Annotated in this window: 14 protein-coding genes; 7 read left to right on the forward strand and 7 right to left on the reverse strand. The window is 62.0% G+C overall.

All coding sequences use genetic code 11. From position 1 onward, the window contains the following. The first annotated feature begins 30 nt into the window (after positions 1-30). The gene (locus BACI9J_RS19960) at positions 31-240 is read left to right on the forward strand and encodes a dodecin (RefSeq protein WP_159735898.1); all 210 of its coding nucleotides are present in this window, start codon (positions 31-33) and stop codon (positions 238-240) included. Positions 241-313: 73 nt separating this feature from the next. Here BACI9J_RS19960 and BACI9J_RS19965 read toward each other — a convergent pair whose 3' ends face one another. Next, positions 314-1,219, reverse strand: a complete 906-nt coding sequence (locus BACI9J_RS19965; protein WP_159735899.1) for a helix-turn-helix transcriptional regulator — start codon at positions 1,217-1,219, stop codon at positions 314-316. 200 nt (positions 1,220-1,419) lie between these two features. Between BACI9J_RS19965 and BACI9J_RS19970 the strand changes: the two genes are divergently transcribed. The 5 genes from BACI9J_RS19970 to BACI9J_RS19990 are packed head-to-tail and all read left to right on the forward strand — an operon-like array spanning position 1,420 to position 6,123. Beyond that, positions 1,420-2,241, forward strand: a complete 822-nt coding sequence (locus BACI9J_RS19970; protein WP_159735900.1) for an aldo/keto reductase — start codon at positions 1,420-1,422, stop codon at positions 2,239-2,241. A 15-nt stretch (positions 2,242-2,256) separates the two neighbouring features. Next, the gene (locus tag BACI9J_RS19975; protein ID WP_159735901.1) at positions 2,257-3,228 is read left to right on the forward strand and encodes an aldo/keto reductase; all 972 of its coding nucleotides are present in this window, start codon (positions 2,257-2,259) and stop codon (positions 3,226-3,228) included. Beyond that, positions 3,225-4,250 (forward strand): NAD-dependent epimerase/dehydratase family protein, encoded by a 1,026-nt coding sequence (locus BACI9J_RS19980; RefSeq protein ID WP_159735902.1) that lies wholly within the window; start codon positions 3,225-3,227, stop codon positions 4,248-4,250. Before BACI9J_RS19975 ends, BACI9J_RS19980 begins: the two co-directional genes overlap by 4 nt. Beyond that, on the forward strand, positions 4,247-5,077 hold the full coding sequence (locus BACI9J_RS19985; protein WP_159735903.1) for an aldo/keto reductase: 831 nt from the start codon (positions 4,247-4,249) through the stop codon (positions 5,075-5,077). Before BACI9J_RS19980 ends, BACI9J_RS19985 begins: the two co-directional genes overlap by 4 nt. A 2-nt stretch (positions 5,078-5,079) precedes the next feature. Then, positions 5,080-6,123, forward strand: coding sequence for a lactonase family protein (locus BACI9J_RS19990; protein WP_201296629.1), 1,044 nt, complete (start codon positions 5,080-5,082; stop codon positions 6,121-6,123). Between the two features lie 74 nt (positions 6,124-6,197). Here the strand turns inward: BACI9J_RS19990 and BACI9J_RS19995 are convergent, their stop codons facing one another. Then, positions 6,198-6,428, reverse strand: a complete 231-nt coding sequence (locus tag BACI9J_RS19995) for a hypothetical protein (protein ID WP_159735904.1) — start codon at positions 6,426-6,428, stop codon at positions 6,198-6,200. Continuing rightward, positions 6,425-6,622 (reverse strand): hypothetical protein, encoded by a 198-nt coding sequence (locus BACI9J_RS20000; RefSeq protein WP_159735905.1) that lies wholly within the window; start codon positions 6,620-6,622, stop codon positions 6,425-6,427. The genes BACI9J_RS19995 and BACI9J_RS20000 overlap by 4 nt, the downstream gene beginning before the upstream one ends. A 327-nt stretch (positions 6,623-6,949) precedes the next feature. Here BACI9J_RS20000 and BACI9J_RS20005 point away from each other — a divergent pair, with 327 nt between their 5' ends. Then, on the forward strand, positions 6,950-9,736 hold the full coding sequence (locus BACI9J_RS20005; protein ID WP_236558786.1) for an alpha-amylase family glycosyl hydrolase: 2,787 nt from the start codon (positions 6,950-6,952) through the stop codon (positions 9,734-9,736). A gap of 82 nt (positions 9,737-9,818) precedes the next feature. On the opposite strand, the gene BACI9J_RS20010 is transcribed toward BACI9J_RS20005, so the two are convergent. The 4 genes from BACI9J_RS20010 to BACI9J_RS20025 form a co-directional block, all read right to left on the reverse strand. Beyond that, positions 9,819-10,838 (reverse strand): hypothetical protein, encoded by a 1,020-nt coding sequence (locus BACI9J_RS20010; protein ID WP_159735906.1) that lies wholly within the window; start codon positions 10,836-10,838, stop codon positions 9,819-9,821. 5 nt (positions 10,839-10,843) lie between these two features. Further along, positions 10,844-11,353, reverse strand: a complete 510-nt coding sequence (locus BACI9J_RS20015; RefSeq protein WP_159735907.1) for an RNA polymerase sigma factor — start codon at positions 11,351-11,353, stop codon at positions 10,844-10,846. Between the two features lie 110 nt (positions 11,354-11,463). Beyond that, positions 11,464-13,992, reverse strand: coding sequence for a signal peptidase I (locus BACI9J_RS20020; protein ID WP_236558787.1), 2,529 nt, complete (start codon positions 13,990-13,992; stop codon positions 11,464-11,466). A gap of 24 nt (positions 13,993-14,016) precedes the next feature. Continuing rightward, complete coding sequence (locus BACI9J_RS20025) at positions 14,017-14,640, reverse strand: hypothetical protein (RefSeq protein ID WP_159735908.1); 624 nt, start codon at positions 14,638-14,640, stop codon at positions 14,017-14,019. Positions 14,641-14,836 lie beyond the last annotated feature (196 nt).

Here is a 14,836-nt window from a genome sequence, read left to right on the forward strand (position 1 = left end):
GATATTCGTATGACGTTGATGAGGAGCACCATGGCTGGCCACACATATAGCGTTTCCGAAATTGTAGGAACTTCCACCGAAGGCGTTGACGACGCAATCAAGAACGGCATCGCAACGGCCTCCGAAACCCTGCGGAACCTGGACTGGTTTGAGGTCAAGGAAATCCGCGGCCACCTCGAGGAAGGCACAATTGCCGACTGGCAGGTCACCATCAAACTCGGTTTCCGCCTGGAGCGCTAAACCAAGGGCTCCACACCCCTTACCCACACCGCGAGATGGCAGTTAATGACGGTTCCGGAGCTCCGGATGGTCGTTAACTGTCATCTCGGTGGGCGGTTTCGGGTGCGGCGGTTTGGTTGACTGTGGCAGATTGGTTGACTTGGGTGCCGAGGTCGCCAAAGTTCAACAGCGTCAAAGCGTCCGACGACGGCGAGCCGGCCTTCGCGGAATAGATCCGCAGCATCTGGTCGGGATCGTCCGGGAGACTGAGCGTTTCAAAGTTCAGTTCCAGGTGGCCCACAACCGGGTGGTGCAGCCGGACGGTGCCTGAAGACCGGGACGCCACTTTGTGCCCCGCCCACCACTGCCGGAAATGCTCGCTGTGTACGGCGAGTTCTCCCACGAGTTGATTGGTTTGGGGATCGTTGGGGTGTCGGCCCACATCCATACGGAGAGCACCCACGGCTTCAGCAGCCACGGTCTTCCAGTCTCTGAACAGCGTGCCGGCCAAGGGGTCCAGGATGATCCAGCGGGTCAGGTTCCGCTCCGGCGCGGGAAGCGATGAGAAATCGGTGAACAGCAGATGAGCCATCCGGTTTCCGGCCAGCACGTCCGCACGCCGTCCCAACACCATGGCCGGCACATCACCTACGGCGTCCAACAACTGCCGGAGCGCCGGCCTTACCCCTTGAACAGGGCCGGGATTGCCTGCAGAACTGGCGCAGTGCTCCAGCAGGTCCATCATGTGTGCCTGCTCACCTGCGTCCAGGCGCAGGGCTCGGGCCACAGAGTCCAGGACCGCCCTGGAAGGGTGGATGTTACGGCCCTGCTCCAGGCGCGTGTAGTAATCGGTGCTGACGCCCGAGAGCCTGGCCACCTCTTCCCGGCGGAGCCCGGGGACCCTTCGGGCACCACTGGACTCCTGTGCTCCAGCGTCCTCGGGTGAGAGACGGGCACGCATGACCTTGAGGAATTTACCGAACTCGGCGCTTTGACCCATTCATCCATTCTGCCGTTGGCAGCGTGTGAAAGACCACCATTGTGGGTAGGACTACCAGACCTAGGAAAAACAGGATCAGGTTGGATTGCTGACTCCGCCGCCAAAAGTGAATAGGCTCGGTAGAGAGCCTCCGAAAACGCTTTCTGGCAACAGGAAAACGGAGCGTCACCGCCATAACCATCCCGTCGAAGGAGACCGTCATGCCAGAGCTGACATTGAACAACGGCGTCACCATCCCCCAGCTTGGATTCGGTGTGTTCCAAGTGCCTGCGGAGGAAACGCAGAAGGTAGTGGAAGACGCCCTTGAAGCGGGCTACCGCCACATCGACACCGCGGCTGCCTACCGCAACGAGGCCGGCGTCGGCGCTGCCGTGGCTGCTTCGGGCATTCCCCGGGAAGAACTTTTCATCACTACCAAGCTCCGCAATGGGGAGCAGGGCGAGGCTTATGACGCCTTCCAACGCAGCCGCGACGCCTTGGGGCTGGAAGTCATTGACCTGTACCTGATCCATTGGCCCGTCCCTTCGCAGGGCCTTTACACGCAGGCGTGGAAAGAGATGGAGAAGCTGTACCAGGACAAGCAGATCCGAGCTATCGGCATCTCCAACTTCCTTTCCGAGCACGTGGACACGCTGCTCAGAGACGCTGAGGTGGTTCCGGCAGTCAACCAGATTGAAGTCCACCCCACGTATCAGCAGGGCGAGCTGGCAAACAAGTGCCGGGACCTCAGCATCGCCGTGGAAGCCTACAGTCCGCTGGGTCAGGGCAAGGACCTGAACGCCGAGCAGGTGGCCCTGGTCGCTGCTGCGCACGGCACTACTCCTGCACAGGTGATCCTGGCCTGGCACCTCGCCCAGGGCACCATTGTGATTCCCAAGTCCGCTGACTCAAAGAGGATGCGTGAGAACTTCGGCGCTGCGGACCTCACCCTCACCGAATCCGAACTGGCAGCCATTACGGCACTGGAGGCGGGCGCCCGCATCGGCTCCGATCCCGCCGTCGCGGCTTTCACCCAGCTCTAGAAACCAAGGATGAACATGCAGTACACCCATCTGGGCCGTTCCGGCCTGAAAGTTTCACGTCTCTGCCTGGGCACCATGAACTTCGGTCCGCAGACGGACGAGGCAACAGCGCACTCAATCATGGACTCCGCGCTGGATTCCGGCATCAACTTCTTCGATACCGCCAACGTGTACGGCGGTGTGGAGCACCGCGGCTGGACGGAAGAGATCATTGGCCGCTGGTTCGCCAAGGGCGGCGAGCGCCGTGAGCGCACGGTTCTTGCCACCAAGTTGTATGGCACCATGACGGATCGCCCCAATGAGTCCAAGTTGTCGGCGCTGAACATCCGCCGGGCACTGGATGCCAGCCTGAAGCGGCTGCAGACGGACTACATCGACATTTACCAGTTCCACCACATCGACAGGGATACGCCGTGGGATGAAATTTGGCAGGCGATCGAGGTTGGTGTCCAGCAGGGCAAGATCCTGTACTCGGGCAGCAGCAACTTTGCCGGCTGGCACATTGCCCAGGCGCAGGAAGCCGCCCGGAGGCGGAACTACACGGGCTTGGTCAGTGAGCAGTCCATCTACAACCTGTTCCGGCGTGAACTTGAGCTGGAGGTCATCCCGGCCGCGCAGAACTACGGCTTGGGCCTGATCCCGTGGTCTCCGCTTCAGGGCGGGTTGCTGGGCGGGGTGCTGAAGAAGGAAGAGCAGGGTGTTCGCCGCGCTGAGGGCCGGGCCTTGGAAACCCTCAAGAAGCATGAGGAGCAGATCCGCCGGTACGAGGATTTCGCGGACGAACTCGGCCAAAAGCCCGGTGATGTGGCGCTGGCTTGGTTGCTCCATCAGCCGGCCGTGACGGCGCCGATCGTTGGGCCGCGAACCCAGGACCAGCTTGATGCTGCTATCCGCGCCCTGGATGTCAGCCTGGACGAGGATGCCCTCAAGCGGCTCGATGACATCTTCCCGGGTCACCGCACCGCGCCGGAGGACTACGCCTGGTGAGCACTCTCTTACCTCAAGCGGACACCGTCTCGCCCCGGAACATCCTGTTCATCGGCGGGACCGGGGTCATCAGTGCGGCTGCGGCTGAACGCGCCGTCGCGCTGGGCCACCGGCTGACCATCCTTAACCGGGGACGGTCAGCCGGGCGGCCGGTGCCCGAGGGGGCGGAGGTCCTTCACGCGGACGTCCGGGACGCTTCCGCGGTGCGTGAGGTACTGCAGGGAAGAGAGTTCGACGCCGTTGCGGACTTTATTTCCTACACCCCGGATCAGGCGCGGGCAGGTTTGGAATTGTTCCGCGGGCGGACGGGCCAGTACGTCTTCATCAGCTCAGCTTCGGCGTACCAGAAGCCACCCACAACGCTGCCTATCCGGGAATCGACGCCGCTGAAGAACCCGTTTTGGCAGTACTCGCGGGACAAGATTGCTTGCGAGGAGCTTCTGTTCCAGGCTTACCGTGAGCTTGATTTCCCGTTGACCGTGGTCCGGCCTTCCCACACCTATGACCGGACCAAGATTGCGATGGTGGGCGGCTGGACGGACATTCATCGGATGCGGGCAGGCATGCCCGTCATGGTGCACGGTGATGGGACATCCTTGTGGACGCTGACGCACAGCCGGGACTTTGCCAAGGCCTTCGTCGGTCTTCTGGGCAGGCCGCAGGCTGTGGGCGAGAGCTACACCATCACCTCGGATGAGTTCCTTCCCTGGAACCAGATTTACCGGTTGTTCGCACGGGCGGCCGGGGTGGACGAGCCGGAGCTGTTCCATGTCTCTTCGGAGACTATCGCAGCCCACAGCGCGGAGCTCGGCCCTAATTTGCTGGGTGACCGCTCACACTCCGTGGTGTTCGATAACTCCAAAATCAAGGCGCTTGTCCCTGACTACCGGGCCACGATTCCGTTCGCGGACGGTGCGCGGGAGATCGTGGCATGGCATGATCAGCATCCTGAGCAACAGGTGGTTCAAGAGGACTATATGGAGCTCAGCGATCGGCTTTATGAAAGGAATGTGCGCCCATGACATTTGCCCCGCTCATTGAACTCAACGACGGCCACAAGATCCCTCAACTGGGACTCGGTACATGGCCGTTGAATGATGCCGAGGTTGCCGATGCCGTGGTGGAGGCGGTGACGCACGGTTACCGGCATGTGGATACTGCAAAGAAGTACGGCAATGAGAAGGGCGTGGGCAACGGCATCCGTTCTTGTGGGGTGAACCGCGAAGAGCTCTTCATCACCACCAAACTGGACGGGGAATTCCAGGGTTCGGGAAGGGCTGTTGCCGGACTGGACGGCTGCTTGGAGCGGTTGGGGCTGGAATACGTTGACCTGCTGCTGATTCACTGGCCGCTCCCCCGCCGCGGTGAATTCGTCTCCACGTGGAACACGTTCGAGGAACTGCAGGCCTCGGGCAAAGCGCGCTCAATCGGTGTTTCCAACTTCAAGCCCGCCCACCTGGACCAACTGTTCCGTGAAACGAATGTTGTGCCCGCGGTCAACCAGATCCAGGTGAGCCCCTCCATCCCCCGTCCCGCCGCGCGGGCCTTCAATGAGCGCAATGGCATCATTACCGAGTCCTACAGTCCGTTGGGTGCCGGCAGTGACCTGCTTAATGCTCCGGTGTTGGAAGCCGTTGGCAGCAAGTACGGGAAAACGCCGGGCCAGGTGGTGCTGCGCTGGCACATTCAGCAGGGCCTGGTGGCCATACCTAAAACCTCGAATCCGCAACGAATGAAGGAGAACCTGGACATTTTCGATTTCGAACTGGACAAAGACGACCTCACCAAGCTGCAAACTCTCGACGCCGGTCCGGACGCCGGTGTGGACTCGGACGTACAGGGGCACTGACCATGGGTAACGAAAAGACACTGATCTGGGTTGGTTCCTACACTGCGGACAGGAACGGCAAGGGCGAAGGCATCGCGGCGCTCTCCGCCGGCGACGACGGCCAACTCACCCCCCTCGGCCTGGCGACGACCGCAAATTCGCCGTCATTCCTCGCGCTGCACCCCACCCTCCCGGTGATTTACGCCGTCGCGGAGGAAGGCAAAACCGTGCGGGCGTATCGCCGGACGGGCGACGCTGAGCTGGAGCCCTTTGGCGATCCCTGGCCAGCCGGCGAAGCGACCTGCCACGTGGCGGCCGATCCCCAAGGACGTTTCATTGTGGCCACCTGTTGGGGCGACGGCCAAGTGATTCTGTATGAACTGGACGACGACGGCGCCATCACCTCGCGCACCAGTGCGGCAGCCGCCGTCGACCCCCATACGGCAACCTCCCCCGACGAACAGCGGCCCAGCCGCGCCCATTCGAGTCTCATGTTGCCGGACGGCCGGGTCATGACCACGGACCTGGGACATGATCTGGTGCGGGTGTGGCAGTATGCGCCGGGCGAAGGATTGCAGCTGGATCACCAAGTGATCCTGCCGAAAGGCTCCGGCCCGCGGCACATGGCCCGGCATCACAGCGGAACCGTCTTGGTGGACACTGAATACTCAGTGGAAGTGGCGGCGGTTCAGATGGAGCCGGATGGCACGTATGAGCTCACAACCGTGGTCCCCGCGAGTGCCAGCGGGGCCAAAGAGGGCGACGCCGGTGCGGAAATTGCGTTGTCCCCGGACGGCCGTTTCGCGTATGTGGGTGTGCGGGGCACCAACCGCATCTGTGTGTTGAAGGTATCCAACGGCGGGGCTGAGCTGGAACCGGTGGCGGAGGTGCCGTGCGGAGGCGAGTGGCCGCGCCATCACTTGGTCCGGGAAGGCTGGCTGTACGTGGCCAACGAAGGCTCGGACGACGTCGTGAGCTTCAGGCTGGACCCGGAAACCGGACTCCCGGACGGTCCTGTGAGCAGGGCGGAGACGGGATCCCCCAGCGTGCTGGTTCCCGCCGTTTAACTACCGCCGAGATGGCATTTAATACGTATGATCCGCTCAGACATTGGTATTAAATGCCACCTCGGCGAGTCTTTTCAGGCGGTCCAGACCTCGACGTCGTCTGTTCCGCAGATCAGTCGACGGCCGGTCGGTTCCAGGACCACCCAGAGGAGTTCCTGGTGCTTGGAGACATCATCAACGCGGCCAGTGCCGGCGCCCCATGCGACGTCGTAAATCCATACCGGGTCACCTGTGCTGAGCTCGGCCCACTCAGAGGCCGGAACGTGGCGGTACTCGGCGGGCCTGTTCAGGATGGTGCTGGTCATGCCGACACTTCAGCAGCTGTGCGGCGCCGCCATACGGTGGGCACGCCCTCATGGGCCGGCAGGACGTGGCCTTCGGCGAAAACCTGGACGGCATCAGGATCTGAGTCCGGGCTCCACAGGCCCGACGCCGGGCAGTGGGAACCGGTAGGCATGACGCGGGTGGCTCGTTCGCGCAGGAGGGCGATGCTCTTCATCGTTGAAACTCATCCTTGGGTAGGTCGGGCTGGGGAAATCGGGGCGTTATGTGAAGCAGATCTCTTCAACCCTATGCAAGTCAGACGGGCTTGGTTATGGGCAGATGCATAGCGTTCGGAGATTCAGCCATGCAATAGCACAGTGAAGATTGTTCATTATTTCGGCTATACGCACTGCAAGCGCTTCCAGTCACTGGCTCCTGACGAGGCTCTTCTCATGTGGAACCGCCCGAGTCCTATGGATTAACCTCGCGGAAGCGCTTACATTTGTGACTTGTACAACAGCCTCTACCCACAGCACTGTCGCTTAGCGGAAGGTTCCAAAACTTGTCAGCTCGCAAAAAACCCCACCTCTGCCCCCAGCGCCCACCACTGAACAAGCTCGCCGCCGTGGTACTCACCACGGCGGTGCTCACCGCCTCGGCCATCCTCCCCGCGGCCGCGGCGCCCGCCATCAAACCCGACCCCGCCGCCCAGCACTCGATTCGCGGCGGCATCAGCAATCAGAACTTCTACTTCGTCATGGCGGACCGATTCAACAACGGCACCACGGCCAATGACGACGGCGGCCTGGGTTCCGATCCGATGGTGTCCGGCTTTGACCCCACCCGCAAAGGCTTCTACAACGGCGGTGACCTGAAAGGTTTGCAGGGTCAGCTGGACTACATTCAAGGCCTGGGCACCAATTCCCTCTGGCTGACACCGAGCTTCAAGAACAAGGCGGTCCAGGGTGACGGCACCCTGGCGAACAGTTCAGCCGGTTATCACGGGTATTGGGTTACGGACTTCACGCAGATCGACCCCCACCTGGGCACCAACGCCGAACTGAAGACGCTTATTGACGCAGCGCATGCCCGCGGCATGAAGGTGTACTTCGACATCATCACCAACCACACCGCAGACGTAATCCAGTATCAGGAAACGGCCTCGGCACCCTATATCTCCAAGGAAACCGAGCCCTACAGGACCGCGACGGGCGAGGTCTTCGATGACCGCGATTATGCCGGAACGCAGGACTTCCCTGCACTGGATGCCGCCACGTCATTCCCGTACACACCTGTGGTCCCCGCGGCGGAGAAGGACGTTAAAGTTCCATCCTGGCTGAACGACCCCACGCTGTATCACAACCGCGGCAACACCAACTTTGCCGGCGAGGACTCCCTCTACGGCGACTTCTTCGGACTGGATGATCTGTTCACCGAGAACCCGAAGGTGGTGAACGGAATGATGGACGTTTACAAAACGTGGATCCGGGACTTCGGGATTGACGGCTTCCGAATCGACACCATGAAGCACGTCAATGACGAATTCTGGCAGCAGTTCGGACCCCAGGTTCTCAGCTACGCCAAGGAACAAGGCAAGGACGAGTTCTTCATGTTCGGCGAAGTTTTTGACACCTCCAAGAGCATCACCTCCAAGTTCACCACCAAGAACCAGATGCAGGCCGTGCTGGACTTCGGCTTCCAAGGCGCAGCCCGGAGCTTCGCCTCTCAGAGCAGCAAGGCCACCGGCTTGGCAGAGTTCTTCAATGGAGATGACTGGTACACGGACGCCGACTCCAACGTCTACCAACTGCCCACTTTCCTGGGTAACCACGACATGGGCCGGATCGGCACCTTCATCGCCCAGGACAACGTTGGAGCCTCCGACGCCGAACTGGTGGAACGTGACGAGCTCGCCCACGAGCTGATGTACTTCTCGCGCGGCAACCCCGTGATCTACTACGGCGACGAGCAGGGCTTCACCGGTGCCGGCGGCGACCAGGACTCGCGGCAGACGATGTTCGCGAGCAAGGTCCAGGAGTACCTGGATGACGACCTCCTGGGCACCAGTTCCACGCATGCCACGGACAACTTCAACACCGGGCACCCGCTGTACAAGAAGATCAGCGAACTCGCAGCCCTCACAGCTGAGCATCCAACGCTCCGCAGCGGTGCCCAGCAAAACCGCTACGCCGCCGATGGCCCTGGGATTTACGCCTTCTCCCGGATCGACGCCAGGGAGCAGCGGGAATACATTGTGGCCGTCAACAACAGCGAGACCGCCCAGACAGCGTCAGTGCCCACGTATGAAGCGAAGCAACCGTTCAAGCTGATCTACGGGGATGCCCCGAAGAACGCCAAGACTGACTCCCAAGCCAATCTGGCCGTCACAGTCCCACCGCTTTCCACCGTGGTTTATGAAGCGGCGGGGCAACTTGCCAAGTCCAAGGCAGCGCCCGGCGTCGTGCTCAAGAAGCCGGTCACCGCGGCGGGCGACTCTTCCCGCCTCAAGGTGACAGCCGACGTCGACGGTAACTCGTTCTACGAAGTCACCTTCCAAGCACGTACAGCGGGTGGCGAGTGGACGCAGATCGGCACGGACGACAACGCTCCGTACCAGGTGTTCCATGACGTCTCGTCACTGGAGTCGGGCGCGGCGGTGGAGTACCGCGCGGTGGTGCTGGACAACCGCGGGAAGACGTCCGCAAGTGAGCCCAAGAGCGGCGTGGTGGGCGAACCGACACAGCCCGAAACCGTCACTGTGGCCGGCAGCCTCAACACCGAACTGGGCTGCACTGAGGACTGGCAGCCGTCGTGCAGCGAGGCGCTCATGAGCTACGAACCGACGCACCGCCTGTGGCAGCTGAACGTCCCCAACCTGCCCGCCGGCACTTATGAGTTCAAAGCCGCCCTCAATGGCACCTGGGATGAAAATTACGGCGCGGGCGGCCAGCTGGATGGTCCCAACGTGGTGTTCACCCACGCAGGCGGCGCCGTCACATTCCTCTATGACCACGCCACCAACGTGATCAGCGCAGCTGTTCCGGGGCAACAGCCGGCAGCCGTCTCAGTGCCGGGAAGCCTGAACTCCGAACTCGGCTGCGCGGATGACTGGATGCCGGATTGCGCCCAAGCCCAGCTGTCCTTGGACGCCACTGACGGACTCTGGAAGCTCGCCGTGCCCAACCTGGCCGCGGGAAGCTACGAGTTCAAAGCCGCGATCAACGGCTCCTGGGCCGAAAACTACGGCTTGGCCGGCACCCCCAACGGCAGCAACATCGCGTTGAAGCACGACGGCGGCCCGGCCACCTTCCGGTACGATCCCGCCAGCCACCTGGTCACCATCCGCTAACCCAACGCCCGCTAACCCAACTAGGGGACAGCAAACGTCGCTCTGAGCTATCAGAGCGACGTTTGCTGTCCCCCAGATGGGACTACTTGTAGCTCAGGCTGAGGAGCATGGACTTCAGCTGGGCGTACTGCGTGCTGCCCATCCAGGCCTTAGCTGCTTCGGGGGTGGCAAAGGCGGGCTGCTTGTTGATGTCAAACTTCACGTAGGCCACCATGAACCCGTTGGGAACACTGACCTGGTTAGTCCCGGAGGAACTCACTCCAGCCTGGAGCTCCGAAGACTTTCGCACATCCATGATGTAAGTCGGAGGACCTTCCACAGGTCCCGTTCGGGGTGAGGGCATTCCCTCGTAGGGCGGCCCTTCGTAGGGAATGTACTGCGACTGGTTCGACGAGAAACCGAACTCCACCAGCTCACCCGAATTATCCCGGACACCGGGAACCACAGCCCGGTCGAGGATGGTGCGGTCCACCAGGCCGGCAGTACCGTCTCCGTAGAAACCGCTGCTCATAAACGCTACTTCAGCGCCGGTGCTGTCCAAGACAGTGACTCCGTCGGAAGGCCCTTGCTCCGCACGGACGGTCCAGCCGACCGGATAGGTGAAGGAAATGTGCCCGTCCGGGAAGGTGAACGTCTGCGACGTCGCCACTGGAACCGGCGGCTGCGTTGGAGCAGTTGTTGGTGCCACCGCGGGCACCGTAGGAGCAACCGGCGGGGTGGTGATCGGAGCGGCCACGGTGGGCGTTGCCGACGGAGTCACCGTGGGAGTGGCGGTGGGTGTGGGGGTAACGGAAGGGGTTGGCGTGGGTGTTGAGCTTTGGAGTGTCACAGCAGGCAAGGGATTGGAGCTGACCGTCTCGAAACTCGAGGCAACCAGCACGCCCGCGGTGACCGCAGCAGCACCAAGCAGCAGCGCACCCGTGATTTGGGCTTTGCGGCGCCTGCGCTGCTCCAGGGAGGTTACTGCCGCGAGAGGGCGGTTGTCGCTGAACACCGTGGTGCCGGACAGGATTTTGTGGAGCGCTTCTTCGCCGTTGGGTTCCGCCACTGGATCGATAGTGAGCGGGTCAATCGCTGATATCTGGTTCTTGATCGGATCCATTGTCTTCAGACCCCCATCTTGTGTGTAGTCGATTCGGCCCCTGCAGGCAGATGTTTCCGGAAGGCAGCACGGGCCCGGTGTAGGCGGACTTTGGCCGCCGATTCGCTGCACTGCAGCACCTTGGCAATATCGGCGGTCCCCAAACCGTCCCAGTACGCCATTTGCAGGATGTCGCGGTCCTTCTCCCGCAGGCGTTCCATCGCATCCTGTACCGCGACGTTCTCGGAGTCGTCACCAAAATGCTGGACCGCCGTCGTCCGCAGCTTTTCCTGCAGAGCCAGGCGCCTGTCCCGACTCCGGTAGGCATTTCCCACAAGGTTCCTTGCAACCGTCAGGAGGTACGGCAGATCCGGGTGGGAGTCGTCGGACCATTTTTGCCAAACGATGCGGTAGACGTCCGCCGCGATCTCTTCAGCTACCTCCGGTGATTCAACACGCCGGCAGACGAACTTGAAAACGGATGGGTAGCTGTCTTTGTGAATGGCGATGAACGCCAATTCGCGCTCTGAAAGCACGATTGTTCCCCCTGGTAATTAGAGCCCTGAACTGCAGGATACTTGTATAGTTTCCGGCCGGGCGGCCAGGGTTACACGCAGCAAAAAAATTGTTTCCGGAGCGGTCCGGATTAGAAGTCCCGATCCAAGATACCCGTTTCGGTGAGGGGCGCCAGCGAGCAGGCGACTCCAGCAGTGGATGTTACCGCCGACGTCGGTGTCCAGACCATGTTGGCTGCCGCACCTGAGGTCCTCACTCCGGCGCCACCACTGGCAGCGCTCCCCAGGACCACGGTGACCACTGTGCGGGGAACTCCCCCAACAGTTTCGGTGGTTGCCGTCATGGTGGCGTTGAACACTATGGTCTTGCGGTTCTTGGCGTAGTTCTGTTTCAGGTTCACTGAGCCCAAGTTGACGCTGCTTCCGGTCCGCTGCACGTCCACCACATCCTGGCTGTTGCCCAAGCCCAACAGGTTGCCGTCACGCAAACGAACTGTCACAGGCAGTGCTGCCCCGGCCCAGCCCGGCGTTACCGTGGCCGGGCTGACCTGCTGGCTGTAGACGAAGCTTATGGAGTCGCCCGTTTCGAGCCTTCCCTGGGTGGCGCCGCCATTAGTCGTTCGGACATCCGCTGCGCGGAGCGGGCTGTTGTCCACCCTTCTGGCGGCGACGGTTGCAGAGATGGTTTCCTTGCCGTTGCGGTCGGTGAGTATCGCCCGGAGGTCGTAGGTCCCGTCCGTGAAGGCGGTGGTGTTCCAACTGCAGCCGTAGGGCGGCGCTGCAACACTGCAGAGCGTGCTCCACGTTGTGGTCCCGGCGGGCGCCACCTGGATCCGGACAGAAGCCACCCCGGCAGTGGAGTTCGCCGCAGCCGTCAGGGGCACGGTACCCGTGACGTAGGCGCCGGGATCGTCCAGCGAAACTGAGGCCACCGTGTTGTCCACAGTTCTGCTGAGAGTGGCTGACGTGCTGCTGTTTCCTGCAGCATCCACGCTGATCGCCCTGAAGGAGTAGCCGGCGTCGGCCACTGTGGTGGTATCGAAGCGGCAAGAGTAGGGGCTCTCCGTCACGGTGCACACGGTGGCCCAAGTGCTCGTCCCTGTGCGGGCGTACTGAATACTGGCTTGGGCCACGCCGGAGTGGGCATCCGTGGACGTGGCCGCCAAGGTACGCACGCCGCTGAGGGGTGTCCCCGGGTCTGTCATAGCCACTGTGGGAGCAAGGTTATCCACGGTGATGTCCGTGACCACGGCCGAGTATGTGGTGGTAAGACCTGCAACGGCCACGGCACGGAGATCGTAGGTCTCATTGGCGGTGAGCGCCGTATTCCACGTGCAGTTATAGGGAGCCGCGAGGTATATGCAGAGGGTGCTCCACTTGTTCGCCCCCGCCAGCGAGTACTCAACCCTCACGCTGTAGAGCGTGTTGGCGGCACCCAGCAAGCTGGTGGACAAAGGAATGCTGCCCCGGACTGCTTCGGCCGGGCTGGCGAGGACCACCAGGAGGTTGTTGGCTACCGTGGTGGCACGGAGGGCGGTAACGGAGGCGAGCCCGGCGTTGTCCGTAGCCCGCGCCCGGAGGCTGTAACCGCCGTCGGGCACTGCCTTGGTATTCCACTGGCACGTGACTGTGGCGGTAGTGGCGGAGCAGATGGTGGTCCAGGTAGTGGTGCCGTCGCGAAGATACTCGACGTCGATGCTTCGGATGCCCGATTCGGCATCCTGCGCTGTGGCCGAGATGGCAGCGGTGTCCTTGACCGATGTGCCGGGGTCCGCGAGCGCTACCGTGGGCGGATTCCAGTCCGCGGCAGCTGCCCAACTGTTCGCGGGAGTGGAAGTGACTGATGTGAAGGCAGCGGCGGACGTACCAGCGGTGGCGCCGAGGATGACCAGGACCGCGATGATCGCGGCGAGGATAAAGGCCGCGATTCCCTTGGCGCGCGGGTTGGCCCAGAGGGCGGGCAGGGCTGCCACTTGGCCCGTGCTTGGGCTGGCAGCGCGGCTGCGGGACCGTCGTCGATTCTTGGAGTTATCACGCTGTGGGCGGGGTGCGGGCGTGGAGCCATTGGAGCCCGCGGAGCCTCCGGAGCCTGCCGCGCCGCCGGAGCCTGCCGCGCCGCCCAGGTAGATGGCACAGCCTACGGCGAGGAGCGTTCCCACAGACCAGATCGCGATCTGCGGGAACGTTCCGTGCGTCATCCACAGCCCGGGCAATCCAACCATGGGTACCAGAACGCGGGCCCTCCCGCTGATCTGCTCGCGCTTCATGGGCGTGCTGTCCACGTCCACGTTGGCGTCGCCGGCTGTAACGTACGTGCCGTCATTGTTGGCGCCCACCACCCGGTGTAGCCGTGTCTTTTCTGTTCCGTCGGGTTCGGCCTCGGCCGGGCTCAAGTAGGCCACTACGCCACCCACCGGAACCGGTTCAGCGTCGGAAAGCTCAGAGGTAAGAACCACGTCGCCGGGGCTGATGTGCGGCTCCATGGAACCGCTTTGCACCACACTCCCGCTCCAACCCAACAGGGCCGGAAAGAGGGCGATCACGGCCAGGCTCAGGGAAATTCCCAGATAGACCCTGGCGATCATGCCCACGACGAATGGAACCCATCCATCAGCGGAGAACAGTGCCGTTCCGGCACTGTCCTTGGTATCCAAGCTCACGACGCAGCAAAAAGTCCGATCAGCCTACGGAGTAGGCGCGGTGTCCGACTGCAGTTCCCATACGAGGTCAATGCCCACGCGGGCGCCCTGCAATGCGTTTACCTGCTCCTGGGTCATGCCGGTGGTGTCGAATCGCCAGGTTCCGCGATAGCTCTGGGTCTCACCGGGCGTACCAGTTGTATCCCAGGAAGAACCGCCTGTGGCGAAATCGCGGTTTTGTGTTGCCAAGGTTGAGATGGGAAGCTCCGGAACCGTGTTGGCTGTGGGCGTGAAACCGGTGCAGTCGTTGAATGAACCGCCCGTACCCTGCTCCAGGTCGAAGAAGATGCGGTTTTCGAGGCCACGGTCCGAAATCAAATTCTGCGTGTAGGCGCGTACTTCGCCGGGAACATTTGAATTGGACGTCACCACAATGCATTTCTGACCGGTTTGGCCCGGCACAATGTTTTCCACGGTGAATGCCGCGGCACCGAGGTCGTCGTCAGTCAAAGTGACACTACCTGTGCTCCAAGCGCTGCCGGAGTTGCGGGTTGTGGCCGTGAAGGCAGCCTGTGAGCCCTGCCAGACCATGGCACCGGCAATGAGAATGGCGATTGGCCCAGCTGGGAAGGCCGCAATGGCCCTGGTACGTGAGGAGGGGGTTTTCATGGTGCGAATCCTTTGTTTGAGACCGGTCCGGGGCCGCAAGCAGGAAAGCAATCGAAACCAGGCACCCCATTCACTGCGTTACGACGACTTCAGGGTACGGGAATTACGGACTTCTATCTACAAGTTAGTCATGCAATTAACTAGATGGTCATTGACTTGTCATATCTTGCAATTTTCCCTAGCATCCAGGCGGCAC

The sequence above is a fragment of the Arthrobacter sp. 9V genome (assembly GCF_902506065.1).
In the GTDB taxonomy this organism is placed as follows: domain Bacteria; phylum Actinomycetota; class Actinomycetes; order Actinomycetales; family Micrococcaceae; genus Arthrobacter.